At 73.8% G+C, this 23256-nt stretch carries 22 protein-coding genes; 9 read left to right on the forward strand and 13 right to left on the reverse strand.

The genetic code is table 11. The features are described 5' to 3' along the window. Nucleotides 1-98: 98 nt before the first annotated feature. Nucleotides 99-1322 (reverse strand): class I SAM-dependent RNA methyltransferase, encoded by a 1224-nt coding sequence (locus QMF98_RS09715; protein WP_337972877.1) that lies wholly within the window; start codon nucleotides 1320-1322, stop codon nucleotides 99-101. After that, a complete protein-coding gene (locus QMF98_RS09720; protein ID WP_337972878.1) occupies nucleotides 1312-3312 on the reverse strand; it encodes an APC family permease in 2001 nt (666 codons plus the stop codon). Before QMF98_RS09720 ends, QMF98_RS09715 begins: the two co-directional genes overlap by 11 nt. A gap of 192 nt (nucleotides 3313-3504) precedes the next feature. Between QMF98_RS09720 and QMF98_RS09725 the strand changes: the two genes are divergently transcribed. Both QMF98_RS09725 and QMF98_RS09730 read left to right on the forward strand, forming a co-directional pair. Further along, a complete protein-coding gene (locus QMF98_RS09725; RefSeq protein WP_337975596.1) occupies nucleotides 3505-4155 on the forward strand; it encodes a potassium channel family protein in 651 nt (216 codons plus the stop codon). After that, nucleotides 4152-4826, forward strand: a complete 675-nt coding sequence (locus tag QMF98_RS09730; protein WP_263730902.1) for a potassium channel family protein — start codon at nucleotides 4152-4154, stop codon at nucleotides 4824-4826. Before QMF98_RS09725 ends, QMF98_RS09730 begins: the two co-directional genes overlap by 4 nt. On the opposite strand, the gene QMF98_RS09735 is transcribed toward QMF98_RS09730, so the two are convergent. Genes QMF98_RS09735 through dut form a run of 4 tightly spaced genes read right to left on the reverse strand, consistent with a single transcriptional unit; the run spans nucleotide 4759 to nucleotide 7094 of the window. After that, nucleotides 4759-5460 (reverse strand): DUF3159 domain-containing protein, encoded by a 702-nt coding sequence (locus QMF98_RS09735; RefSeq protein ID WP_337972879.1) that lies wholly within the window; start codon nucleotides 5458-5460, stop codon nucleotides 4759-4761. The genes QMF98_RS09730 and QMF98_RS09735 overlap by 68 nt on opposite strands. After that, the gene (locus QMF98_RS09740; RefSeq protein WP_291762924.1) at nucleotides 5453-5821 is read right to left on the reverse strand and encodes an OB-fold nucleic acid binding domain-containing protein; all 369 of its coding nucleotides are present in this window, start codon (nucleotides 5819-5821) and stop codon (nucleotides 5453-5455) included. Before QMF98_RS09740 ends, QMF98_RS09735 begins: the two co-directional genes overlap by 8 nt. A gap of 7 nt (nucleotides 5822-5828) precedes the next feature. Beyond that, the gene (locus tag QMF98_RS09745; protein WP_337972880.1) at nucleotides 5829-6548 is read right to left on the reverse strand and encodes a DUF3710 domain-containing protein; all 720 of its coding nucleotides are present in this window, start codon (nucleotides 6546-6548) and stop codon (nucleotides 5829-5831) included. Between the two features lie 36 nt (nucleotides 6549-6584). Further along, nucleotides 6585-7094 carry a dUTP diphosphatase gene (dut, locus tag QMF98_RS09750; RefSeq protein ID WP_337972881.1) on the reverse strand — a complete coding sequence of 170 codons (510 nt, stop codon included), beginning with the start codon at nucleotides 7092-7094 and terminating at the stop codon, nucleotides 6585-6587. A 45-nt stretch (nucleotides 7095-7139) separates the two neighbouring features. On the opposite strand from dut, the gene QMF98_RS09755 reads away from it, so the two are divergent. Continuing rightward, a complete protein-coding gene (locus QMF98_RS09755) occupies nucleotides 7140-7649 on the forward strand; it encodes a DUF3093 domain-containing protein (RefSeq protein ID WP_337972882.1) in 510 nt (169 codons plus the stop codon). A 73-nt stretch (nucleotides 7650-7722) separates the two neighbouring features. Here QMF98_RS09755 and QMF98_RS09760 read toward each other — a convergent pair whose 3' ends face one another. Together QMF98_RS09760 and QMF98_RS09765 are read right to left on the reverse strand one after the other, a co-directional pair. Further along, entirely contained in the window at nucleotides 7723-8022 is a 300-nt protein-coding gene (locus tag QMF98_RS09760; protein WP_263730908.1) for a DUF4193 domain-containing protein, read from the reverse strand. Between the two features lie 155 nt (nucleotides 8023-8177). Continuing rightward, on the reverse strand, nucleotides 8178-9035 hold the full coding sequence (locus QMF98_RS09765) for an inositol monophosphatase family protein (protein WP_337972883.1): 858 nt from the start codon (nucleotides 9033-9035) through the stop codon (nucleotides 8178-8180). 99 nt (nucleotides 9036-9134) lie between these two features. Here QMF98_RS09765 and sepH point away from each other — a divergent pair, with 99 nt between their 5' ends. Continuing rightward, a complete protein-coding gene (gene sepH / locus QMF98_RS09770; protein ID WP_337972884.1) occupies nucleotides 9135-10211 on the forward strand; it encodes a septation protein SepH in 1077 nt (358 codons plus the stop codon). Nucleotides 10212-10221: 10 nt separating this feature from the next. Here the strand turns inward: sepH and QMF98_RS09775 are convergent, their stop codons facing one another. From QMF98_RS09775 to QMF98_RS09790, 4 genes are read right to left on the reverse strand one after another with little or no spacing between them, the layout of a single operon-like run. Next, the gene (locus QMF98_RS09775) at nucleotides 10222-10887 is read right to left on the reverse strand and encodes a thymidine kinase (protein ID WP_337972885.1); all 666 of its coding nucleotides are present in this window, start codon (nucleotides 10885-10887) and stop codon (nucleotides 10222-10224) included. A 22-nt stretch (nucleotides 10888-10909) separates the two neighbouring features. Next, nucleotides 10910-12085, reverse strand: a complete 1176-nt coding sequence (locus QMF98_RS09780) for an alkaline phosphatase family protein (RefSeq protein ID WP_490715602.1) — start codon at nucleotides 12083-12085, stop codon at nucleotides 10910-10912. Further along, the gene (locus QMF98_RS09785) at nucleotides 12082-12666 is read right to left on the reverse strand and encodes a DUF5998 family protein (protein ID WP_291762931.1); all 585 of its coding nucleotides are present in this window, start codon (nucleotides 12664-12666) and stop codon (nucleotides 12082-12084) included. The genes QMF98_RS09780 and QMF98_RS09785 overlap by 4 nt, the downstream gene beginning before the upstream one ends. A 37-nt stretch (nucleotides 12667-12703) precedes the next feature. Beyond that, entirely contained in the window at nucleotides 12704-15436 is a 2733-nt protein-coding gene (locus tag QMF98_RS09790) for a GNAT family N-acetyltransferase (protein WP_337972886.1), read from the reverse strand. A 120-nt stretch (nucleotides 15437-15556) separates the two neighbouring features. Between QMF98_RS09790 and QMF98_RS09795 the strand changes: the two genes are divergently transcribed. Together QMF98_RS09795 and QMF98_RS09800 are read left to right on the forward strand one after the other, a co-directional pair. Then, a complete protein-coding gene (locus QMF98_RS09795; protein WP_337972887.1) occupies nucleotides 15557-18040 on the forward strand; it encodes a DNA gyrase/topoisomerase IV subunit A in 2484 nt (827 codons plus the stop codon). A 2-nt stretch (nucleotides 18041-18042) separates the two neighbouring features. Continuing rightward, nucleotides 18043-18804, forward strand: coding sequence for an Rv1486c family protein (locus QMF98_RS09800; protein WP_337972888.1), 762 nt, complete (start codon nucleotides 18043-18045; stop codon nucleotides 18802-18804). Between the two features lie 54 nt (nucleotides 18805-18858). Here the strand turns inward: QMF98_RS09800 and glgA are convergent, their stop codons facing one another. Beyond that, nucleotides 18859-20067, reverse strand: coding sequence for a glycogen synthase (glgA, locus tag QMF98_RS09805; protein WP_337972889.1), 1209 nt, complete (start codon nucleotides 20065-20067; stop codon nucleotides 18859-18861). 104 nt (nucleotides 20068-20171) lie between these two features. On the opposite strand from glgA, the gene QMF98_RS09810 reads away from it, so the two are divergent. The 3 genes from QMF98_RS09810 to QMF98_RS09820 all read left to right on the forward strand — a co-directional run bounded on the left by QMF98_RS09810 (nucleotide 20172) and on the right by QMF98_RS09820 (nucleotide 23247). Continuing rightward, nucleotides 20172-21413, forward strand: a complete 1242-nt coding sequence (locus QMF98_RS09810; protein ID WP_337972890.1) for a glucose-1-phosphate adenylyltransferase — start codon at nucleotides 20172-20174, stop codon at nucleotides 21411-21413. Nucleotides 21414-21465: 52 nt separating this feature from the next. Further along, nucleotides 21466-22128 carry a phosphoserine phosphatase SerB gene (gene serB, locus QMF98_RS09815; RefSeq protein WP_291762985.1) on the forward strand — a complete coding sequence of 221 codons (663 nt, stop codon included), beginning with the start codon at nucleotides 21466-21468 and terminating at the stop codon, nucleotides 22126-22128. 126 nt (nucleotides 22129-22254) lie between these two features. Beyond that, nucleotides 22255-23247: an IS481 family transposase gene (locus QMF98_RS09820; protein ID WP_337975562.1), complete on the forward strand. Its 993-nt coding sequence runs from the start codon at nucleotides 22255-22257 to the stop codon at nucleotides 23245-23247. Nucleotides 23248-23256: the final 9 nt, after the last annotated feature.

Raw genomic sequence — 23256 nt, forward strand, 5'->3', positions numbered from 1 at the left:
ACCACACTAGGCGCGCGCCGGTCGGCACGCACCGGCCGCGAGCGCCGCCTGCCGCGACGCGCGAGGGCCGATGTGGGTGGCTCGCGGACCCCGGCCGGTCAGCGCTCGAGGACCGCGACCGCCTCGAGGTGGTGCGTGTGCGGGAAGAGGTCGAACCCCTGCAGCCGCGTCAGCCGGTAGCCCGCCTCGCCGAGCACCCCGATGTCGCGGGCGAGTGCGGCCGGGTCGCACGCCACGTAGACGACGCGGTCAGGGCGCAGCGCCGCCACGGCACCGACGACGGCCCGTCCGGCACCGGTCCGGGGCGGGTCGAGCACGACGACGTCGGCGTGCACCACGTCGTCGGCCCGGCTGAGCACCTGGGCCACGTCGCCGTGGTGCAGCGTGACGTTGTCCCGGTCGTGCAGCGTCCGACGGGCGTCGCGCACGGCGCGCTCGTCACCCTCGACGCTCACCACGGACCCGGTCGGCCCGACGGCGTCCGCCAGGGGCACGGTGAACAGGCCGGCGCCGGAGTAGAGGTCCGCCACCGTGGCGCCGACGACGTCGCCGACACCGGCCCGGACCGCGTCGACCAGCACCGCCGGAGCCGCTCGGTGCACCTGCCAGAACCCGGCCGCGGACACGCGGTAGACGTCGTCGCCGACCCGCTCGTGGACGGAGGACCGCGCGTTGGGACGGGTGTCCGGGCGGCTGCGGCGCAGGTCGAACGGGACACCGTCGAGCAGCACCAACGGCTCGTCACCACCGGCGGGGGCGACGGCCTCGATCCGCGCCCCGGCGGGCCAGCGGCGCTCGAACAGGCCGAGCCCGGCGATCGTCTCGGTGGCGAGCGGCATGGACTCCAGCGCCTGGACGTCGTGCGACCGGAAGCGCCGCATGCCGGCACGGCCGGAGCCGTCGGCCACGAGGTCGATCCGGGTGCGGTAGGCCAGCCCGTCACGCTCCTCGTCGCCCGGCGCGGCCAGCACCGGCACGTCCGGCTCGACGTGCGCCAGCCGGCGCAGCTGCTCGTCGAGCACGGCTGCCTTCCAGGCGCGCTGCGCCGGCAGCGCCACATGAGCGAGCTCACCGCCGCCCACACCGCCGGGCCCCGCCGCCGGCCAGACGGACGGCACCCGGTCCGGCGAGGCCTCCAGCACCTCGACGGCGTCGGCGCGCCAGAACCGGCGTCCCTCGCCCGACTCGGTCAGCCGAGCGCGCACCCGCTCGCCGGGCAGGCTGTGCCGCACGAACACCACGCGCCCGTGCAGGCGTGCGACGCAGTGGCCACCGTGCGCGACCGGACCGACCTCCAGCTCGACCAGGGCGTCACCAGGCACGTGGCACTGTCCCCGGGGTGCGCTCCTCGAGGCCGGTCTGACCTTCGCTCGACGCCAGCTGCCACGGGACCGACGCGACCACGACGCCCGGCGTGAACAGCAGCCGCCCCTTCAGGCGCAGGGCGCTCTGGTTGTGCAGCAGGGCCTCCCACCAGTGCCCGACCACGTACTCGGGGATGTACACCACGACGAGGTCGCGCGGGCTCTCACGGTGGATCGACCGGACGTAGGCGACCACCGGCCGGGTGATCTCGCGGAACGGCGAGTCCAGCACCTTCAGCGGGACGGGCACCTCGAGCCGCTCCCACGCGGTCCGCAGCGCCGCCACCTCCTCCGGCTCCACGCCGACGGTCACCGCCTCGAGCACCTGCGGCCGGGACGCCCGGGCGTACGAGAGCGCCCGCATGGTCGGCCGGTGCAGGTGGGAGACGAGCACGATCGCGTGCACGCGGCTCGGCAGCGCCTTCGCGGAGCCGACGTCCTGCAGCGCCAGCTCGCGGCGCACCCGCGTGTAGTGCTTGTGGATCGCCTGCATGAGCAGGAACACCGCGGCCATCGCGAGGATGGCGATGTACGCGCCGCGCACGAACTTGGTGATCAGGACGACGAGGAGCACGGCGGACGTCATGCAGAAGCCGAACGCGTTGATGATCCGCGACCGCTTCATCGCCGCACGCTTCGCCGCGTCCTGCTCGGTGCGCAGCTCGCGCGTCCAGTGCCGCGTCATGCCGAGCTGGCTCAGCGTGAAGGAGACGAACACGCCGACGATGTAGAGCTGGATCAGGCGGGTGACCTGCGCGTCGAACGCCCAGATCAGGATGATCGCGCCGGCCGCCAGCGTGACGATGCCGTTGGAGAAGGCGAGCCGGTCACCGCGGGTGTGCAGCTGCCGGGGCAGGTACCCGTCGCGGGCCAGGATCGAGCCGAGCACCGGGAACCCGTTGAAGGCGGTGTTCGCCGCCAGCGTCAGGATGAGGCCCGTCACCACGGCGGTGATGGCGAACATCCAACCGGCGCCGTGGAACACCGACGCGGCGAGCTGGCTGATCACCGGGTGCTGCACGTACGAGTCGCCGACGGGAACCCCGTCCCGCAGCAGCTGCTCGGACGGCCGGTCCGCGAAGGTGACGCCGGTCGCGCGCGACAGCAGCAGGATCGACATGATCATCGTGATCGAGATGCCGCCGAGAAGAGCCAGGGTGGTGGCGGCGTTCTTCGACTTCGGCTTGCGGAACGCGGGCACACCGTTCGAGATCGCCTCGACACCCGTCAACGCCGCCGAGCCCGACGCGAAGGCCCGCAGCACCAGGAACGCGCCTCCCAGGCCCGTGACCCCGGTCTGGTACCCCGCCTCCGGGTTGAGGGTGAAGCCGGCGCTCTCGGCCATCGGGAGGTGCCCGGTCACGTAGCGGATCGCGCCGACCACGGCCAGCAGGCCGATCACGCCCATGAAGCAGTACACCGGGATGGCGAACGCGGTCCCGGACTCCTTGACCCCGCGCAGGTTGATCAGCATCAGCACGACGACCAGGCCGATGGCGAAGTCCCGCTCGTGACCCTGCAGGGCGGGGATCGCGGTCGCCGCGTACTGCGCGCCCGACGAGATGGACACGGCCACCGTCAGCACGTAGTCGACCAGGAGTGCGCTCGCGACGGTGACACCCGCGTTCGGGCCGAGGTTCACGGTGGCGACCTCGTAGTCGCCACCGCCCGAGGGGTACGCGTGCACGTTCTGCCGGTAGGAGGCGACCACGGTCACCATGACGACGACCACGGCGACGCCGATCCACGGCGACACGGCCAGCGCGGCCACCCCGGCGATGGACAGCGTCAGCAGGATCTCGTCCGGGGCGTACGCGACCGAGGAGAGCGCGTCCGAGGCGAACACCGGCAGGGCGATGCGCTTGGGCAGCAGCGTGTGACCGAGGCGGTCGCTGCGCATGGGGCGGCCCAGCAGGAGCCGCTTGGCCGCGTCGGCGATCTCGGACACGAGGCCAGATCGTATGCCCCGGGTGCGCCCGCCACAGCCGGGCCCGGCGCTCGCCAGGCTGGCCCTGGTGCAGGCCCTGGCGGTCGTCGAGCGCCCGTTCCGCGCCGGCCCGCCGCCCGTGGGGCCGCCTCACCGCCGGGCCGCGACCCTCCGACCGAGGCTGTAGCGTGACCGCCTGTGCACTTCGTGATCATGGGCTGCGGCCGCGTCGGCGCGACGCTGGCCCTCTCGCTCGAGGGCCGCGGCCACTCCGTCGCGGTGATCGACCAGAACCCCGAGGCGTTCCGCCGCCTCGACGCGAGCTTCGAGGGCAAGAAGGTCACGGGCCTCGGCTTCGACCGCGACACGCTGACCGGTGCCGGGATCGAGGACGCGTTCGCGTTCGCCGCCGTCTCCGACGGCGACAACTCGAACATCCTGGCGGCACGCGTGGTCCGCGAGACGTTCGGCGTGCAGAACGTCGTCGCGCGCATCTACGACCCGCACCGCGCGGAGATCTACCAGCGGTTGGGCATCCCGACGGTCGCGACGGTCCGCTGGACCGCCGACCAGGTGCTGCGCCGCATGCTCCCGATGGGCGCGCAGGACCAGTACCGCGACGCCTCGGGGCACATCAGCCTCGCCCAGGTGGACGTCCACGCGGGCTGGATCGGCCGACCGCTGCGCGCGATCGAGGCAGCCACCGGGGCGCGCGTCGCCTACGTCACCCGGTACGGCGACGGCATCCTCCCGGCCGCCGACACGGTGCTGCAGGAGAACGACGTGCTGCACGTGCTGCAGCGGGTCGAGGACGTGGACGCCGTCGAGCGCGTGCTCGGCACCGCACCGGGGGTGACGGAGTGAGGGTCGTGATCGCGGGTGCGGGATCCGTGGGCCGGTCGATCGCGCGCGAGCTGCTCGCGCACGAGCACCAGGTCACGCTGATCGACCGGCAGCCCTCCGCCATGCGGGTCGCCCAGGTGCCGGACGCCGAGTGGCTGCTGGCGGACGCGTGCGAGCTGCCGACGCTGCGCGAGGTCAAGGCGGACGAGTGCGACGTGATGGTCGCCGCGACCGGTGACGACAAGGCGAACCTCGTCGTCGCACTGCTTGCGAAGACCGAGTTCGGCGTGCCCCGCACGGTCGCCCGGGTGAACAACCCGAAGAACGAGTGGATGTTCGACGAGGCGTGGGGTGTCGACGTCGCCGTGTCGACGCCACGGATCATGACGGCGATGGTCGAGGAGGCCGTCGCCGTCGGCGACCTGGTGAAGATCTTCACCTTCCATCAGTCGCGCGCGGACATCCTCGAGCTCACGCTGCCGTCGGACTCGCCGCTGGTCGGCGTGCGCGTCGGCGAGATCGTCTGGCCGGCCGACACGGTGCTCGCCGCGATCGTGCGCGACACCCGGCCGCTGGCACCGAGCGCGGACGACACCCTCGAGGGTCGCGACGAGCTGCTGTTCGTCACCGGGCGGGATGCTCAGGAGCAGCAGCTGGAGGACCTTCTGCTGCACGGACCATCCGCCAGCTGACCCAGAGCACCAGCGCCGTCAGCGGCAGGCCCATCGCCAGCTTGGCGGTCCCGAGCCAGGCGACGTCCGACTTCAGGTAGAGCGGGACCTGGACGGCCAGCCGAACGGCGAACATGCCGACCCAGGGCCAGGTGGCCAGGGCGTACGCGCGGCGCCGCGACCGGTCGCCGCGCCAGGCGAGCACCGCGGACCACGGGCCGCTCGACAGGGGGCCGTCCTTGGCGAACAGGCCGACGACCAGACCGACCAGCGGGAAGCCGAGGACGATCGTCAGCGCCGTCCCGACGAGGTAGGCGCCATTGGTCAGCAGCCCGACCAGGAAGTAGTTGCTCGCGGCGCCGGACCGCCAGGCCCACACGACGCCGACGGCCACACCGAGCAGCCCCGAGAACGCCTGCGTCACCGGCGTCCGCTGCACCAGCCGCGCCACCACGGCCAGCACGGCTGCAGCCACCGCGGCGATCAACGCCGGCCGCAGCCGCTCCCCCGTCACGAGGTACACCACGACGAAGAGCAGGCCCGGCGCCACCGACTCCACCACGCCGCGGACGCCGCCGAGCGCCTCCGTCGCGGAGAACTCCTCGCCGGTCAGCGCCCTGAGCCCACGCGCGGACGCGCCCTGCTGCTCACTCACCGGGTCGGGGCTGGAGCTCGTACCGGGGGTTGAAGACGGTCCGGCGCCCGTCGACCACGCACACGAGACCTTCGGCACGCAGTCGCCGTCCCGGGCTGATGCCGGCGATCTCCCGTCGGCCCAGCCAGACGAGGTCGAGGGTGCCGCTCCCGTCGTACAGCTCCGCCTCGAGGGCGGCCACGTTCTCCCGCGGGCGCAGGGTGACCGAGCGGACGACGCCGGACACCCGCGCGCGGGTGCGGTCCCCCACCTTCTCGACAGGCGTGCAGCCGCCCATCCGACGCACCTGGTCGCGCTCTTCGTCGGCCTCGAGCTCGGCCTGGGAGGCGAGGAGGTGGTGCAGCCGTGACTTCAGGCTCATCGGGTCCTCATCTGATCTCGGTGATCTCGGGGCCGCGCCGCAACGGGTCGAAGTCCGGCTCGGCACCGCCCTCCGGACCGGCAGGTGCCGGTTCGCTCTGGTCCGGGAGACGCAGCGGCAGCAGGTCGCGCGGGGGCCGGGCGTCAGTGCCTCGTACGACGACGATCTGCGCGAACACCTGCTCGAGCGCCGATGCCGCCTCCGGCTCGACGGCGGCCCGGCCGGTCAGCACGCCGCGCAGGAACCAGCGGGGGCCGTCCGCGCCGATGAACCGCGCGGGGCGGTGCCCGGTGCGGCCCTCCGGCGTCCGCACGGGCATGCGGGCGAGCAGCTCGCGGCCGAACGGGCCGGGCAGGTCGTCGACGGTGCCGCCCTGCTGCGTGATCGATGCGGCGATCTCGGTGCGGATCTCGTCCCAGATGCCCTCGGTCCGCGGTGCGGCGAAGGCCTGGACCTGCATGATCGAGCCGTCGAGGGCGACCGAGACACCGGACACGGTGCGGCTGGCCTCGTCGATCTCCATCCGGAGCTCCATGCCCTCGATCCCCGGCAGCTGCACGGCACCGAGGTCGACCCGCGGCACGTCGACGGGGGCGTCCTCGACGTCCCACGGTCCCGTGGTGGGCGCGGACTGCGGGGACGACGGTTCAGGCGTCGTCACGTTCTCGTCCTGCGGGACGGCGTCGTCGGCGGCAGCACTCTTGCTGCCGCGCCGGAACAGGGCCACTCCATCTCCTCCCCGCCGTGCGCGTGCACGTCGGTCTCAGGCTCCAGTGTCGCTCTTCTGCGACGTGGACGTGCGATCGCCCGCTCCGCCGGCCGACTTCCAGCCCCCGCTCGAGCCGAACCCGCCGTCACCGCGGTGCGAGCCCGGCAGCCGCTCCGCCTCGACGAACCGTGCCCGCTCGACGCGCTGCACCACGAGCTGGGCGATGCGGTCCCCGCGGTGCAGCACCAGGTCGTGCTCGGTGTCGGTGTTGAGCAGGGTGACCGAGATCTCCCCGCGGTAGCCGGCGTCGACGGTGCCCGGGGCGTTCACGATGGTCAGCCCGTGCCGCGACGCCAGGCCGGAGCGGGGGTGCACGAAGGCGGCGTAGCCGTCGGGCAGCGCGATCGCCACCCCGGTCGGCACCGTGACCCGGCCCTGGGCGGGCACGGTCACGTCGATCCGGCTCACCAGGTCCGCACCCGCGTCGCCCGGATGCGCGTAGGACGGCACCGGCAGCTCCGGGTCCAGCCTCAGCAGCAGCACCTCGACGGTCGGCTCGGTCACGGGTGCCGACCCTACAGGCCGCTCGACCGGTGCGATGCTGTCCCCATGGCCGACAGCAGCCCCGTGGACGGGGCGACCGGGTCCCCTGGTGGCACCGCGTACACCGAACGGCTGTGGCTGGGTCCGCTCGGGTGGCTGCTCGTCGTCCTGTTCGGCATCGTGCTCGGCGTCGCCGTCCTGCCGGTGAACGACACCTTGGCCCTGGTGGTCGCCGTGCTCGGAGTCGCGGGCGGCCTGCTGGTCGCCGTGCTGACCACCACGCGGGTCGAGGTCGACCGCGGCACCCTGCGCGCCGGTGCGGCCCGGATCCCGGCCCGTCTGGTCGGTCCGGCGACCGTCCTGGAGGGCGAGGCGCTGCGCACGGAGCTCGGCCCGGCGCTGGATGCCCGGGCGTACCTCTGCCTTCGGGGCTGGGTGCACCGGGCCGTGCGGATCGAGCTGCACGACCCGCAGGACCCCACCCCGTACTGGGTGGTCAGCACTCGCCGACCCGACCGGTTGGTCGCCGCACTCTCGGCGGCAGGTGCTCGTACGTCCGCCCCGACGGGGGCGTGACCTCGCGGGCACGACGACGGCCGGCCCCGGAGGGGCCGGCCGTCGGTGGAACGGTCGCGTGGTGCGGGACGGCTCAGGCGGCGCACTCCGAGCAGACGGGCTGGCCGTCGCGCTCGTAGGCGAGCTGGCTGCGGTGGTGCACCAGGAAGCAGCGGGAGCAGGTGAACTCGTCGGCCTGCCGGGGCAGCACGCGCACCGACAGCTCCTCGCCGGACAGGTCGGCGCCGGGCAGCTCGAAGCCTTCGGCTGCTTCGGTCTCGTCCTCGTCGACCACGCCCGAGTTCTTGTCCGAACGCCGGGCCTGGAGCTCCTGCAGCGAGTCCTCGCTGAGGTCCTCCTCCGTCTTGCGCGGCGCGTCGTAGTCGGTCGCCATGGGGGCTCACATTCCGTGGACTGGTCTGGGGTACGGGTGCTCAATGCTCAGCGGGCGCGGTTTGTTCCCCGCGCGGAGGGGATTGTGCACCACATCCCGAGGGGATGCGAACGCGGCGCCGGCCGGTCTCGCCGAGCACCTCGCCGAGCGCGACGTCACTCGTCCGAGTCGGCGCCCAGGGCCTCGAGGAGAGCCACCACCTCGGCGACGAGGACGGGCGCCCCGGCGACCGTCATCTCGGCGTCCGCGGGGCGACCGCGCAGCCCCGTCACGACGGCTCCGGCCTCCTGTGCGATCAACGAGCCCGCCGCCATGTCCCACGGCTGCAGGCCCCGTTCGTAGTGCAGGTCGAGCGTTCCCGCCGCCACCGAGCAGAGGTCGAGCGCCGCTGACCCGATGCGGCGGATGTCCCGCACGCGCGGCAGGAGGTCGGCCACGACGCGGGCCTGTGCACGTCGGCGCTGCGCGACGTAGCCGAAGCCCGTGCTGAGCAGGGCGTCCGGCAGCGCCGGTGCGGGCGGCAGGTGCAGCGGTCGGCCGTCGAGCCATGCACCGGAACCGCGTCCCGCGGTGTACGTGATGCCGATGGTCGGGGCGTGGACGCATCCCGCCAGCACCGTCCACGTGTGCGGCGACGGCGCCACCGACGGGTCGGGGGACGTGACCGCCGCGACGGAGACGGAGTACGACGGCAGGCCGTACAGGTAGTTCACCGTCCCGTCGATCGGGTCCACGACCCAGGTGATGCCCGTGCTGCCCGGCTCGAAGCCGCCCTCCTCGCCGAGCACCGCGTCCCCGGGCCGCAGCTCCGCGAGCCGGCGACGCAGCAGCGCCTCGGAGGCGAGGTCCATGGCGGTGACCACGTCCTGCGGACTCGACTTCGTCGCGGCGACGGTGACCCGGTCCGGGCGTCCGTCGCCGACCAGGGCGCCGGCCTCCCGGGCCACCGCCTCGGCGACGGAGCGGAGCTCTGCGACGACGTCGGGGTCCGTCGGGGTGGGGGGCTGGCTCACGCCTCCATCCTGCCGCAGGGCTCGCGGCTCACCGGCCGAGGTGCGCCGCGCTGGGCCGGATGGGTGGCAACCTGGGCGCCGGAAGGGAGGCGAGAGGCCATGGGTGAGCTCGAGCTGGTGGGACTGCACGAGGACGGGGAGCACCTGGTGCTGTCCGGCCCCGACGGTCAGCGGTTCCGGTTGCGCATCGACGAGCCGCTGCGGGCTGCCGTCCGCCGGGACCGTCCGCAGCTCGAACAGCTGCGGTCGGAGCGCGCGGGCACTCTCAGCCCCCGGGAGATCCAGGCGCGGATCCGTGCGGGTGCCACGGCGCAGGAGGTCGCAGACTCCGCGGGCCTGCCCGTCGAGGCGGTGCGTCGCTACGACGGTCCGGTGCTGGCGGAGCGCGAGTACATCGCCGAGCAGGCGCGGTCGGCGCACGTCGGGCACGAGAACGGCTCCCCCGCGCTGGGCGACCTGGTGACCGACCGTCTGGCCGCACGCGGGGTCGATGTCAGCACGCTCGGCTGGGACGCGGCCCGCGACGGCGCGTCGCCGTGGACGGTGCTGGCGCACTTCGTCGTCGGAGGCGAGCCGCGCGAAGCCAGGTGGAGCTTCGATGCCGCCTCCCACGCTCTCGTGGCGCTCGACGACGAGGCGCGGTGGCTGTCCGAGACCGAGCTCGACGAGCCCGTGGGACGGCGCCACCTGGCGGCGGTGCGCGACGTCGTCTTCGACTTCCGCGCAGATCCGGCACCGCTCGGCGGCGAGGACCGCGAACCGGTCGCCGACCCGGTCGAACGGACGGCCGCCCTGCTCGACGACCTGCGCAGCCGCCGCGGCGTCCGTCAGGGCCTCGACGTCGAGGACGACGAGGACGACGGGGACCGGTTCGAGGGCTTCGGACCGCAGCGCGCCTTCGACCTCGGCACGTTCGAGCAGCAGGTGCCCGGCGCGCACCCCGTCGACGCCGACCCCGTCGCCGAGGCCCGGGTGCTGTCGGTGACGCACCTGCACGCAGCCGGCTCAGGCGACACGGAGGACGCGGCCGGCGAGACGCCACCGGTCGCGACGGTCCCCGCGCCTGCGGCGTCGCCGGACGAGCCGGCACCCGCGGCGGACCGTCCGCGGAGCCGACGGGGCCGGGCCAAGGTGCCGAGCTGGGACGAGATCGTCTTCGGCGCCAAGCCCGAGTGAACCGGGCGGCTCAGACCTCGGCGGGCTGGCCGGTGGTGGCCGTCAGCAAGGTCTGAGGGGTCGGGGCGGCGGCACGTGCGGTCGCCGCCGTCATCCGGCGCATGTGGTGGCGACGACAGAGCACCTCGTAGGCCACCTCGGCGGTGCCCGCGACGTCGCCGACGACCACCTGCTCCCCCTCGACCACCATCACCCCGTCCACGGTGCGGGCGTTGTGCGTGGCGCGCTGCCCGCACCAGCACAGGGCGCGTACCTGCAGCACCTCGACGCGATCGGCGAGCTCGACGAGACGTGCCGATCCCGGGAACAGCCGGGCACGGAAGTCGGTGCTGATCCCGAACGCGAACACGTCGACCGCCAGCTCGTCGACCACCCGCGCCAGCTGATCCACCTGCGCGGCGGTGTAGAACTGCGCCTCGTCCGCGATCAGGTAGTCGACCGGGCGACCGTGCGTGCGGCGGTGCACCACCTCCGCCCAGAAGTCGGTGTCGTCGTCGACCTCGTTCGCGCGCCGGGCCAGGCCGAGGCGCGAGGAGATGGTCGCGGTGCCCGCGCGGTCGTGGCGGGTGAACAGCACCCCGTCGCGCCCCCGTGCGGCGTGGTTGTGGTGCATCTGCAGCGCCAGCGTCGACTTCCCGCAGTCCATGGTGCCGGAGAAGAACACCAGCTCGGCCATCCGCGTCTCCCTCGAAGCTCTCTCACACCTGCGTGACGAGGCAGGGCACAAGCATCTCCTGGCGGGTCAGCGACCCGTGCACCCCGACCAGCCCCAGCGACGCGGGGGTCTGCGTGCGGGAGTCGACCACCGTGACCCGTCCGGTGGTGGCGACCACGACGTCCCCGATCACCGGCCGCACGCGGTCCGCCACGACGCCGAACCAGCCCGTCGCGACGGCCTCCTCGCGGGTCCGCACCACAGCCCCGTCTCCCAGCACGTCCTGCCAACGCCGCACCACGTCGGTGGCCTCGGCGGCCGGCTCGAGGTGCAGGTGCAGCGCCCGCGGCTCCCCCGCCACGAGCGCGACACCCTCGGCGAGCGCCGGTGTGCCGGCGACGTCCCAGCGGAGCGACGGGTCGACGTCCACCATGCCATGGTCGGCCGTGACCAGGAGCAGCGTGCCCGAGGGCAGCAGCCGGGCGAGGCGGGCGAGCTGGGCGTCGAGGGCCTCGAGGGCGTCGCCCCACTCCCAGGAGTCGCAGCCCGCGTGGTGGCCGACCTTGTCCACGTCACCCCAGTACAGATAGGCCACCCCGGGCCGCCGCAGCTCACGGGCGACGACGTCGACGCGCTGGTCGAGCGACTCAGCCGGACGGTACGTCGCGCCGGAGAGCGCCGCCCGGGTCAGTCCCGACCCCTCGAAGCGCGCCGGCCCGACGCTGAGCACCCGCACGCCGGCATCCGCCAGCCTGCCCAGCACGCTGCGCTCCGGCTGCCACGTCTCCGCCGGGGGCAGGTCCGTCCAGGAGACGAGGTTCCCCAGCCGGCCCGTCGCAGGGTCGCGGACGGTGTACCCCAGCATCGCGGTGCGGCCCGGCGGGAGCCCGGTGCCGAAGGTGCCCATGGCGGTGGCGGTCGTCGACGGGAACGTGGTCGTCAGGGGCGCCGAATCGAGCAGGAGGGACCGCAGGAACGGCGCGTGGCCCGACCGCTGCGAGAGGTTGGTGTGGCCGAGGCCGTCCACCAGCACGACGCACACCCGCTCGGCCGACGGCAGGCCCAGGAGCGCGCGGGCGGCGGCAGCTCCGGGCAGGTCGACGCCGAGGGCGCCGGCCACGGCGGGGAGCACCTGTCCGAGCGACCGGCCGAGCAGCTCCGGCTCGATCAGCTCGTCGTCGGCACCGGGGGTGCGCGCACCACCGAGGAGATGCGTCACCGGGTTGCCGCGGTGGCGGCGGACAGCCTGCGGGCGAACGTCTGAGCCGCACGCACGGCCTCCGCACCGTCCGCGACCGAGCTGACCCGGAGCACGACGTCGTCCGGCGCCAGGGTGCCGGTCAGCCCGTGGTCGGCCTCGCACTCCGGGTCCCCGCAGGTGGCCGGCTCGAGGTCCACGCGCGACACGGCGCCCCAGCCGATGACCATCGTCAGCTCCAGCGCGCCGTGGCCCTGGCGATGCCGCTGCGGGTCGTCGACCACGTGGGTGAGCGCCACCGACCGGAGCTCGCGCAGGGGCACGGCCTCGGTGGTGGCCGAGGCCGAGGCCGACGGGTGCTCGGCGTCCGGCGCGTGGTCGTCCACGTGGGCGACGACGAGGCGCGTCGGTGTGAGCACCAGGACGGTCACGTGACGGCGGACCTCCGCGTCGTCGAACGTGGTCTCCGGGTGCACGAGGTGCGCCTCGACGGACTCACCCGCGAGTGCGACGTCGAGCACGTCGGCCACCAGCTCGGGGTAGTACCCCGCCCGGTGCAGGTCGCGGTGCAGGTCCTTGTCCAGGGGTGTCACGGCAGGCACCGCACCATCCTCCCACCCCGCCGGGCGACGCTGCGGGTCACGAGCGCGGCAGGCGGCGGGTGGCGTCCGAACGGTCGGCGTGCGCGAGGGTCGCGGCCGCCGCGAGCACCACCGCACCGTGCTCGGCGACCACCACGGGGTTCAGCTCGAGACGGCGCAGCTCCGGCAGCCCGTCCGCGAGCACCGAGACGCGGGCGACGACGTCCTCCAGCGCCACGACGTCGAGGGCTGGCAGCCCGCGGTAGCCGAAGAGCCGCGGCGCCGTGCGGGGCGTCCGCACGAGCTGGCCGACGTCGACGTCCGTCAGCGGCGGCACGCCGTAGGCGGTGTCCCCCAGCAGGTCCGTGGCGTCTCCGGCGAGCCCGAAGCTGATCACAGGGCCGAACAGAGGGTCTTCGGCCGAGCGGATCACGCACGCGGAGCCGTGCGGCGCCATCGACTGGACCTCCAGGGGGTGGCCCGCGGGCGACGGTCCGAGCGAGGCGGCCAGCTCGAGCACCTCGGCCACGTCGGCCCGGAGCTCGGCCTCGTCGCCCACGTCGAGCCGCACGCCCCCGAGGTCGGCACGGTGCCGCAGGGCCGGGACGGTCGTCTTGACCGCGACGGGCCACCCGAGCTCGTCCGCCGCGGCCACGGCGGAGTCGGCGTCGTCGACGCCGATCGTCCGCTGCACGCGGATGCCGGCGCAGGCGAGCAGCTGAGCGGTCCGGTCCGGCTCCAGCCGCACCTCTTGTCCCGCGTCGGCGGGCAGCCACTCGCCGACGAGACGACGCGCGGCCCGCAGGTCGAAGCCCTCGGGATGCAAGGGGGCACCCCGGTCCGCCGCGCGCCACCGGGCGTAGCGAGCGGCGTGGCCCAGCGCGAGCACCGCGTCGGCCGGCGTGGCGTATGCCGGCACGGTCCGTGGCGCGCCGTCGGGACCGGGCGCCGTCAGCTCGTCCGTCACACCGTGCAGACCGCCCATCACCGCCACCGTCGGACGTCCCGTGCGGGCTGCTGCCTCGGCGACCGCCCGCGCCACCGTCGGGTCGAGGTCCCCGACCACGGGGATCCGCACGGCGATCACGGCGTCGAGGTCGGGCTCGTCGTACAGCTCGTGCACCGCCCGGTCGAGGACCTCCGGTGCCGCGTCCTCCGGGACGAGGGACACGTGCCGCCCGATCCGGAGACCGTGCGTCGCGGCGAGCTCGGCGACCAGCGTCGCAGCCGACGCGGAGCTGGCCAGGATGCCGGTGCGGCGTCCCGACGGCAGCGGCTGGTGCGCCACGAGCTGCAGCACGTCGAACATCTGGTGGGTGTTGTCCACCCGGATCACCCCGGACTGGCGCATCACCTGGCTGAGCACCCGCGCAGGTGCCTGGGTCGCCCGCACGGCGTGCCCGGGAGGCACCACCTGTCCGGACCGCCCCGCCGTCATCACGACGACCGGCTTCACCGCCGCGAGCCGGCGCGCGACCCGGGAGAACTTGCGCGGGTTGCCGACCGACTCCATGTGCAGGCCCACCGCGAGGGTCTGCACGTCCTCGGCCCAGAACTGCATGAGGTCGTTGCCGGACACGTCCGCGCGGTGGCCCGCGGAGACGAACTGCGACAGGCCGAGGTTGCGGTGCTCGAGCGCTGCCAGGAGGGCGACCGAGAACGGTGCCGACTGGCAGAACAGCCCGATCCCACCGGGCCCGGGCACGCTGCGTGCCAGGGACACGTCCAGCGTGCCGTCCGGACCCGTCGCGAGCACCCCGTACGAGGCCGGTCCGACCATCCGCATGCCGGCACCGTGCGCGGTCCGCAGCAGCCGACGTTGGCGCTCGAGGCCCGCGGCACCGTCCTCGGCGAAGCCCGAGGACAGCAGCACGACCGCGCGCACCGACAACCGGGACAGTGCCCGGACCACCGGTTCGGCCCGCTCCCCCGCCACGGCCACCGCCGCGAGGTCCACCGGACCGGGTACCGCGTCGAGGTCCGGCCACCAGGTGGCTCCCGTGCCGGCGACCGACTCCGGCGGGACACCGGTGGCGTGGACGACGACCGCCCCGCTGGTCGCCGCCGCCGCCAGGCCGGCGAGCACCCGCGTCACCATGCCGACGTGCAACGGCCGGGGGTCGTCGGTGCCGGGCCCGACGACGACGACGGACCTCGACTCGAGCAGCGCGCGCATCGACCGCGCCTCGGCCCGGTGCTCGCGGTCGGCCATCACCTCCTGCGAGCGGTCGGTCGGGTCGATGCCGAACGACACGGCGACCACGCCGTCCTCGGTCCGCTGGCGCACCTCGTAGCCCGCCTCTCGGAAGACCGAGATCATCCGGCCGTTCTGCGGCAGCACCTCGGCGACGAACCGGCGTACACCGCGCTCCCGCGCCGCTGCGGCCAGGTGCTCGAGCAGCACGGACGCCAGGCCGAGGCCCTGCCGCGCATCCGCGATGTTGAACGCGACCTCGGCGGTGTCCGGGTCGATCCGGTCGTACCGCGCGACGCCGATGATCCGCTCCTCGCCGGCCGACCCCGCCAGCGCCACCAGGGCCACCCGGTCGCGATGGTCCACGGTGACCAGCCGCTCGAGGTCCCGGTCGGACAGGCGACCGAGCGGTGCGAAGAACCGCAGGTAGGTGGATCGCTCCGACTGCCCGACGTGGAACGCCTGCAGGGCGTCGGCGTCCCGCGGTCGGATGGGGCGCACCCGCGCCGTGGAGCCGTCGTGCAGCACCACGTCCGCCTCCCAGGCGGCGGGGTATCCCGCCGAGCCTTCGGGGGCCGTGGCGTCGGGGTGCGACATGGTCCGAGGCTATCGGGCCGCCCTCACGGCGAGCCGGTGCGGGCGTGCCGTGCGGGTGCGACGCCGGTCGGCGACGACAATGGTGGCGATCCGCCCCCGCCCGACAGGAGTCCCGCCCGCATGGCGCGCCGCCCGGCCACCCCCTCGCTGCCTCCCGACGACCTCGTCGAGCACATCGTCGACATCGACGTCGCGAACGAGATGGAGGGCTCCTTCCTCGAGTACGCGTACTCGGTGATCTACGCCCGGGCCCTGCCGGACGCACGGGACGGGCTCAAGCCGGTGCAGCGCCGCATCCTGTTCCAGATGGGCGAGATGGGCCTGCGCCCCGACCGGCCGTACGTGAAGTCCGCCCGGGTGGTGGGCGACGTGATGGGCAAGCTGCACCCGCACGGCGACTCGGCGATCTACGACGCGATGGTGCGTCTGGCCCAGCCGTTCTCCCTGCGGCTGCCGCTGGTGGACGGGCACGGCAACTTCGGCTCCCTCGACGCCGGTCCGGCCGCACCCCGGTACACGGAGGCGCGGCTGGCGCCGGCCGCGCTGGCGATGACCCAGGGTGTCGACGAGGACGAGGTCGACTTCGTCCCGAACTACGACAACAAGCTGATGCAGCCCTCCGTGCTGCCGGCCGCGATCCCGAACCTCCTGGTCAACGGTGCGACCGGCATCGCCGTCGGCATGGCGACCAACATGGCCCCGCACAACCTCGTCGAGGTGATCGCCGCCGCCCGGCACCTGGTGCTGCACCCGGAGGCGAGCCTCGAGGACCTCATGCGGTTCGTGCCCGGGCCCGACCTGCCCGGTGGCGGCAAGATCGTCGGTCTGGACGGCGTGCGCGAGGCGTACCGGACCGGCCGTGGGGCGTTCCGGACGCGAGCGACCGCCCGGATCGAGAACGTGACACCCAAGCGCAAGGGCATCGTGTTCACGGAGCTGCCCTTCGGCGTCGGGCCCGAGAAGGTGATCGAGAAGATCTCCGAGGGCGTCAAGGCCAAGCGCATCTCGGGGATCAACGACGCCGTCGACCTGACGGACGGCACGCACGGCCTCCGCCTGGTCGTCGAGGTGAAGTCCGGGTTCGATCCCGACGCCGTGCTCGAGCAGCTGTACCGGCTCACGCCGCTCGAGGAGTCGTTCGCGATCAACAACGTCGCGCTGGTGGACGGTCAGCCGCGCACGCTGGGGCTGCGCGAGCTGCTGCAGGTGTGGGTGGACCACCGCGTGACCGTGGTGCGCCGCCGGTCGGCGTTCCGGCTGGCGCGACGGCAGGAGCGGCTGCACCTGGTCGAGGGCCTGCTGGTGGCGATCCTCGACATCGACGAGGTGATCCAGGTGATCCGCTCGTCGGACGATGCGGAGGCGGCCCGCGCCCGCCTGCGGACGGTCTTCGACCTGTCCGAGCCCCAGGCGGAGTACATCCTCGAGCTGCGGCTGCGGCGGCTCACGCGCTTCTCGCGCATCGAGCTGGAGCGGGAGCAGGCCGAGCTGGCGGCCGAGATCGCCCAGCTGCAGGCGCTGCTGGCCGACGACGCGCTGCTCCGCACGCAGGTGTCCGACGAGATGGCCCAGGTGGCTGCCGCGTACGGCACGCCGCGACGCACGATCCTGCTGGAGTCGGCGGGCGGCCCCTCCGTCAGCGGCGCCCCGGCTGCTCGCACCGCCGCCGCCGGTGCCGCGCCGCTGCAGATCGCGGACTCCCCGTGCTGGGTGCTGCTGTCCGCCACCGGCCTGCTGGCCCGCACGGCGTCCGACGAGGTCCCGTCGCGCGGGGCCGACGGTCAGCGCCACCGGCACGACGCCCTCACGTCCGCCGTGCAGACGACAGCGCGGTCCGAGGTCGGCGCCGTGACCGACCGGGGCCGGGTAGTCCGGGTCCCCGTGGTCGACCTGCCGGGGCTACCTCCCACCGACGGAGCGCCGTCGCTGTCGGGCGGTGTGCCGGTGGGCGAGGTGATCGGTCTCGAGCACGGCGAGCACGTCGTCGGGCTCGCCTCCCTCGCGACCGACGCACCACCGCTCGCCCTCGCCACGGCGCAGGGCACCGTCAAGCGGGTGCTGCCGGGTGATGCGCCGGGCAACCGGGACTCGTGGGAGGTGATTGCTCTCAAGGAGGGCGACGCGGTGGTCGGTGCGGCCGCAGCGCCCGACGACGCCGAGCTTGTGCTGATCTCCTCGGACTCGTCGCTGCTGCGCTTCGGTGCCGCTGCGGTGCGCCCGCAGGGCAGGGCCGCCGGTGGCATGGCCGGCATCAACCTCGCCGCCGGCCGCCGGGTCGTGGCCTTCGCCGTGGTGCCGGCCGGTACGGCGGACGACGCCGTGGTCGCGACCGTCGCGGGAAGCGCGGACGCCCTGCCCGGCACGCAGGCGGGTACCGCCAAGGTGACGCCGTTCGCGCTGTACCCGTCAAAGGGCCGCGCGACCGGCGGCGTCCGGTCCCAGCGGTTCCTGAAGGGCGAGGACACGCTGCTGCAGGCCTGGGTCGGCCCCGCACCCGCCCGCGCCACCGGCTCCGGCGGCCAGGCCGTCGCGCTGCCGGTTCTCGACGAGCGCCGTGACGGCTCGGGCACTCCCCTCGCCGCTCCGGTGCACGCGATCGGCTGACCGTGCACACCCCGTCCACCCTCGAGCTGCCACGGTCGGTGGTGCTCGCGCTGTGGCTGGCGGTCCGTGCGGATGCGACGACCGCCGCCGCCGCGGTGGAGGGCGACGACGAGCCGCACACGGTGCTGGGCGTCGAGCCGCCCGATCTGCGCGGACTGCTCGCGGGTACGGCCCGCCCCGTCGCGCAGGCCGCCGCCGTGCTCCCGGTGCCGGGCGACCCCGCATCGGCGCCGCGGGAGGTGACGGAGGCCGCCACGGTGGCCGGTGAGGCGGTGCTGCTACGGACGGCCGACGGCGGCTGCCGCGCGCTGGTGCCGCACATCCAGCGGTTCGGCTCCGCGATCGACTTCGGTCACCTGGTCGCGTGGACGGTGGTGGAGACGAGCGACTGGCGGCCCGGTGTGCTGGCGCACCTCGGATCGCTGGCGGACGCCGAGCGGGAGCTGCGCGAGGGTCTCGCGACCGCCACCGAGGCGCTGGTGGACCTGGACGTGGCCCGATGGCGGCCGGAGGCTGCGGCGCAGATCGGCGCCGTCCGGGACGCGGTGCTGCCGGCGTCCCGACTGCCGGTGGGCATCGAGGGCCGTCGCGTCCGGGTGCTCGCCAGCGCTGCGCGGCTGCGCGCGATCGTGCGGCTCGCGACGCAGGACGACGGCGGCGCGGTGAACCTGTGGCAGGCCGACCAGCGGTCCACCGCGCTGCGCGAGGTGGACCGGGTGGCTCGTCGAGCGCTCGCCGCGGCCGCGACGACGCTGGACACCTGACCCGCCGCGCGACGACCGGTGCTCGGCCCGCCCGCCCGGGCGTCCTGGCGCGCGTCAGCCCAGCACGGACCGGTACACCTCGAGCGTCCGCTCACCGATGGCCGACCACGAGAAGTGGTCCTCCACCCGCTGCCGCGCCGCGTGTCCCCACTCGGCGGCCCGCACCGGGTCGGAGACCACCTCGGTGAGCGCGGCGGCGAGGTCCTGCACGAACCGGTCCGAGTCGGTGGGCGTCCCCGTCCCGTCCTGCACCTGGTCGATGGGCACCAGCCGACCGGTGACGCCGTCGTCGACCACCTCGGGGATGCCGCCCGTGGCCGTGCCGACCACCGGCAGGTCGACCGCCATCGCCTCGAGGTTGACGATGCCGAGCGGCTCGTACACCGACGGGCAGGCGAACACCGTCCCGTGCGACAGCACAGCCACGAGCTCGGCGCGGGGCAGCATCCGCTCGATCCACACCACGCCCGTGCGCCGCTCGCGCAACCGCTCCACCAGGCCGCCGACCTCGGCGAGGATCTCCGGGGTGTCCGGCGCGCCGGCGCAGAGCACCAGCTGGACGTCCGCCGGCAGCAGCTCGGCGGCACGCAGCAGGTAGGGCAGACCCTTCTGCCGGGTGATGCGCCCGACGAACACGACGGACGGCCGGCTCGGGTCGATGCCCAGCTCACGCACCGTCTGCTCGTCGCGTGCGAGGTCCGCCTCCGAGGTGGGCCGCCGCCACGAGTCCAGGTCGATGCCGTTGTGCACCACGTGCACCTTCGCCGGGTCGACGGCCGGGTACGAGCGCAGGATGTCGGCCCGCATGCCACCGCTGACCGCGATCACCGCGGCGGCCGCCTCGTAGGCCGTCTTCTCCGCCCAGCTCGAGAGGGCGTAGCCGCCGCCGAGCTGCTCGGCCTTCCAGGGTCGCAGCGGTTCCAGGCTGTGCGCCGTCACCACGTGGGGCACGCCGTGCAGGAGCCCCGCCAGGTGGCCGGCGAGGTTGGCGTACCAGGTGTGCGAGTGCACCAGGTCGGTACCGGCCGTGATGCCGGCCACCATGGCCAGGTCCACGCCGAACGTCTGGAGGGCGGCGTTGGCGTCGCTCAGCTCGGCCGGGACGTCGTAGCCGTGGACGCCCGGGGCGTCCCGGGGTCCGTCGAAGCAGTGCACCTGGACGTCGATGGCGTCGCGCAGCACCGCGGTCAGCCCGGCGACGTGCACGCCGGCGCCGCCGTACACGTGCGGGGGGTACTCCCGGGTCAGCAGATCGACGCGCACGTCAGGCCTCCTCGCCCGGCCCCCGCGGGGCCACGGGCGACACGCTAGCGCGCCTTGCGGGAGCCGCCTCGCTGGCGCTGGTCCGTGGGCCTAGGGTTCGTGCCATGGCAACGCCGCGCGTCCTCGCTATCGTCCTCGCAGGTGGGGAGGGCAAGCGGCTGATGCCGCTCACCGCCCACCGAGCCAAGCCGGCGGTGCCCTTCGGCGGGATCTATCGCCTCGTCGACTTCGCCCTGTCGAACGTCATCAACTCCCGGTACCTGCACGTCATCGTGCTGACCCAGTACAAGTCGCACAGCCTGGACCGGCACGTGGCCCAGACGTGGCGGATGTCCCAGCTGCTGGGCAACTACGTCGCCGCGGTGCCGGCGCAGCAGCGGGTCGGCAAGCACTGGTACCTCGGCAGCGCGGACGCGATCTACCAGTGCCTGAACATCATCGACGACGAGCGTCCCGACATCGTGGTGGTGGTCGGCGCCGACCACGTCTACCGGATGGACTTCTCCCAGATGGTCGACTCGCACATCGACTCGGGAGCGGAGCTGACGGTGGCCGGCATCCGGCAGCCGATCAGCTGGGCGGACCAGTTCGGCGTCATTGAGACGGCGACGGACGACCCGACGCGCATCGCCGCCTTCCGCGAGAAGCCGAGCGACCCCGTCGGCCTGCCCGACTCCCCGGGCGAGATCCTCGCCTCGATGGGCAACTACGTGGCGAACGCCGACGCCCTGGTCCGGGCCGTCACGCTGGACGCCGAGGACGTCAACTCGCGCCACGACATGGGCGGCGACATCGTGCCGTACTTCGTCTCCCAGGGGACCGCGGGCGTCTACGACTTCATCCGCAACGACGTGCCGGGCTCCACCGACCGCGACCGCGACTACTGGCGGGACGTGGGCACCATCGACGCGTACTACGAGGCGAACCAGGACCTGATCTCCATCGAGCCCGTGTTCAACCTCTACAACGACGACTGGCCGCTCTACACCGGCTACATCGGGCTGCCGCCGGCGAAGTTCGTGCACGCCGGCCCCGGACGTCTGGGCCACGCCGCCGACTCCATCGTGTCCCCGGGCGTGCTCGTCTCCGGTGCGACGGTCGCCGGCTCCGTGCTGTCCCCCGGCGTGCGGCTGCACTCCTGGGCCCAGGTGACGGACTCGGTGCTGATGGACGGCGTGCACGTGAACCGGTACGCGCAGGTGCACCGGGCGATCCTCGACAAGAACGTCATCGTCCCCGAGCGCGCCCGGGTGGGCCTGGACCACGAGCACGACCTCGCTCGCGGGTTCACCATCACGGAGAGCGGCGTGACCGTCGTCCCCAAGGGCACCGTCATCGCGGACTGACACCACAGGACGCTCCCCAGCGCCGGCCCGCTAGCCTGCGCGCGTGACCACCATGCCCTTCGCGGCCCGCCCGGACCGGCTGGTGGTGATGGACGTGGACTCCACGCTCATCACCGGTGAGGTGATCGAGATGCTGGCCGCGCACGCGGGCAGCCGGGAGCAGGTCGCGGCGATCACCGACCGTGCGATGCGCGGAGAGCTGGACTTCGCCGCGTCCCTGCGGGAGCGTGTCGCCACGCTGGCCGGACTGCCGCTGCGGGTGCTCAGCGAGGTCCTCGACGAGGTGGAGCTGACCCCGGGAGCCGAGGAGCTCGTCGCCGGGTTGCGGGAGCGGGGCTGGCCGCTCGGGCTGGTGTCCGGCGGGTTCATCGAGGTGGTCGGCCCGCTGGCGGAGCGGCTCGGGATCGAGCGGCGCCGGGCGAACCGGCTCGAGGTGGCGGGCGGCTACCTGACCGGACGCGTCGCAGGGGCGGTCGTCGACCGTGCCGCGAAGGCCGCGGCGCTGCGCGAGTGGGCGACGGAGCTGCGCGTACCGCTGGACCGGACGGTGGCGATCGGCGACGGGGCCAACGACCTGCAGATGATGGCGACGGCGGGGTTCTCCGTGGCGTTCAACGCCAAGCCGGTGGTGGCGGCGCAGGCGGACGCGGCCGTGACCGGACGGCTCGACGCGATCCTCGAGCTCCCGCCGCTGCTGGTGCCGCGCACCCGCTAGCTGTACTGCCCAGGGACGTTGGTTGTTGGAGTGTGACGACACGCGGTAGCGGGTCATGGACGGACGAAGACCTCCGGTCGTGGAGTGGAGCTGCTGAGGTTCCGCTCCCACGACCTGGAGGTCTTCGTGTCCCACGCTAACGCTGCCTTGACGCCCCGTGCCCGGCTGCGGCTGGCGCGCCTGATCGTCGAGGAGGGTTGGCCGATCGCCCTGGCTGCGCGTCGTTACGACGTGTCGTGGCCGACTGCCAAGCGCTGGGCGCAGCGGTACGCCGCGATGGGCGAGGCCGGGATGGGCGACCGCTCGAGCCGTCCGCACCGCGTCGCCAACCGCACCCCGCAGTACCTGGTGCGTCAGGTGGTGCACCTGCGCTGGAAGAAGCGGCTATCACCGATCGCGATCGGTGCGCGGTTGGGGATGCCGGCCTCCACGGTCCACGCCGTCTTGACCCGCTGTCGCCTGAACCGGCTCTCGCACGTGGACGTGCGCACCGGTGAGCCGATCCGCCGCTACGAGCACGACCACCCCGGCGCGATGATCCACGTCGACGTCAAGAAGCTGGGCAACATCCCCGACGGCGGCGGGTGGCGGTTCGTCGGACGAGCCCAAGGCGATCGGCACCGGGCCGCGACGCCCGGCAAGACGAAGAACGCCCACTACAGCCCGAAGATGGGCACGGCGTTCGTGCATACCGTGATCGACGACCACTCCCGGGTCGCCTACGCCGAGATCCACGACGACGAGACCGCCGCCACCGCGATCGGGGTCCTGCGTCGGGCGGTGTCCTGGTTCGCCGCCCGCGGTGTCATCGTCCAACGGGTCCTGTCAGACAACGGATCGGCCTACAAGTCCCACGCCTGGCGCGACGCCTGCACCGACCTCGGCATCACCGCCAAGAAGACCCGCCCCTACCGGCCGCAGACCAACGGCAAGATCGAACGCTTCCACCGCACCATGGCCGCCGACTGGGCCTTCGCCCGGCACTACCCCTCCGAGACCGCCCGCCGGGCCGCCCTGCCAGGATGGCTCCACCAGTACAACCACCACCGGCCCCACTCAGCCATCGGCAAGGTCCCGCCCATCACCCGATTGACCAACCTGGCTGGGCAGTACAGCTAGCGCGCCCCC

The sequence above is a fragment of the Cellulomonas sp. NTE-D12 genome, from assembly GCF_027923705.1.
Lineage (GTDB): Bacteria > Actinomycetota > Actinomycetes > Actinomycetales > Cellulomonadaceae > Cellulomonas.

Bases quoted from the DNA above. Each gene is read 5' to 3' on its own strand.
- QMF98_RS09725 (WP_337975596.1), top strand. From the start codon at position 3,505: ATGGGCTGCGGCCGCGTCGGCGCGACGCTGGCCCTCTCGCTCGAGGGC.
- QMF98_RS09740 (WP_291762924.1), bottom strand. From the start codon at position 5,821: ATGAGCCTGAAGTCACGGCTGCACCACCTCCTCGCCTCCCAGGCCGAG.
- QMF98_RS09755 (WP_337972882.1), top strand. From the start codon at position 7,140: ATGGCCGACAGCAGCCCCGTGGACGGGGCGACCGGGTCCCCTGGTGGC.
- QMF98_RS09760 (WP_263730908.1), bottom strand. From the start codon at position 8,022: ATGGCGACCGACTACGACGCGCCGCGCAAGACGGAGGAGGACCTCAGC.
- sepH (WP_337972884.1), top strand. From the start codon at position 9,135: ATGGGTGAGCTCGAGCTGGTGGGACTGCACGAGGACGGGGAGCACCTG.
- QMF98_RS09775 (WP_337972885.1), bottom strand. From the start codon at position 10,887: ATGGCCGAGCTGGTGTTCTTCTCCGGCACCATGGACTGCGGGAAGTCG.
- QMF98_RS09790 (WP_337972886.1), bottom strand. From the start codon at position 15,436: ATGTCGCACCCCGACGCCACGGCCCCCGAAGGCTCGGCGGGATACCCC.
- QMF98_RS09795 (WP_337972887.1), top strand. From the start codon at position 15,557: ATGGCGCGCCGCCCGGCCACCCCCTCGCTGCCTCCCGACGACCTCGTC.
- QMF98_RS09810 (WP_337972890.1), top strand. From the start codon at position 20,172: ATGGCAACGCCGCGCGTCCTCGCTATCGTCCTCGCAGGTGGGGAGGGC.
- serB (WP_291762985.1), top strand. From the start codon at position 21,466: ATGCCCTTCGCGGCCCGCCCGGACCGGCTGGTGGTGATGGACGTGGAC.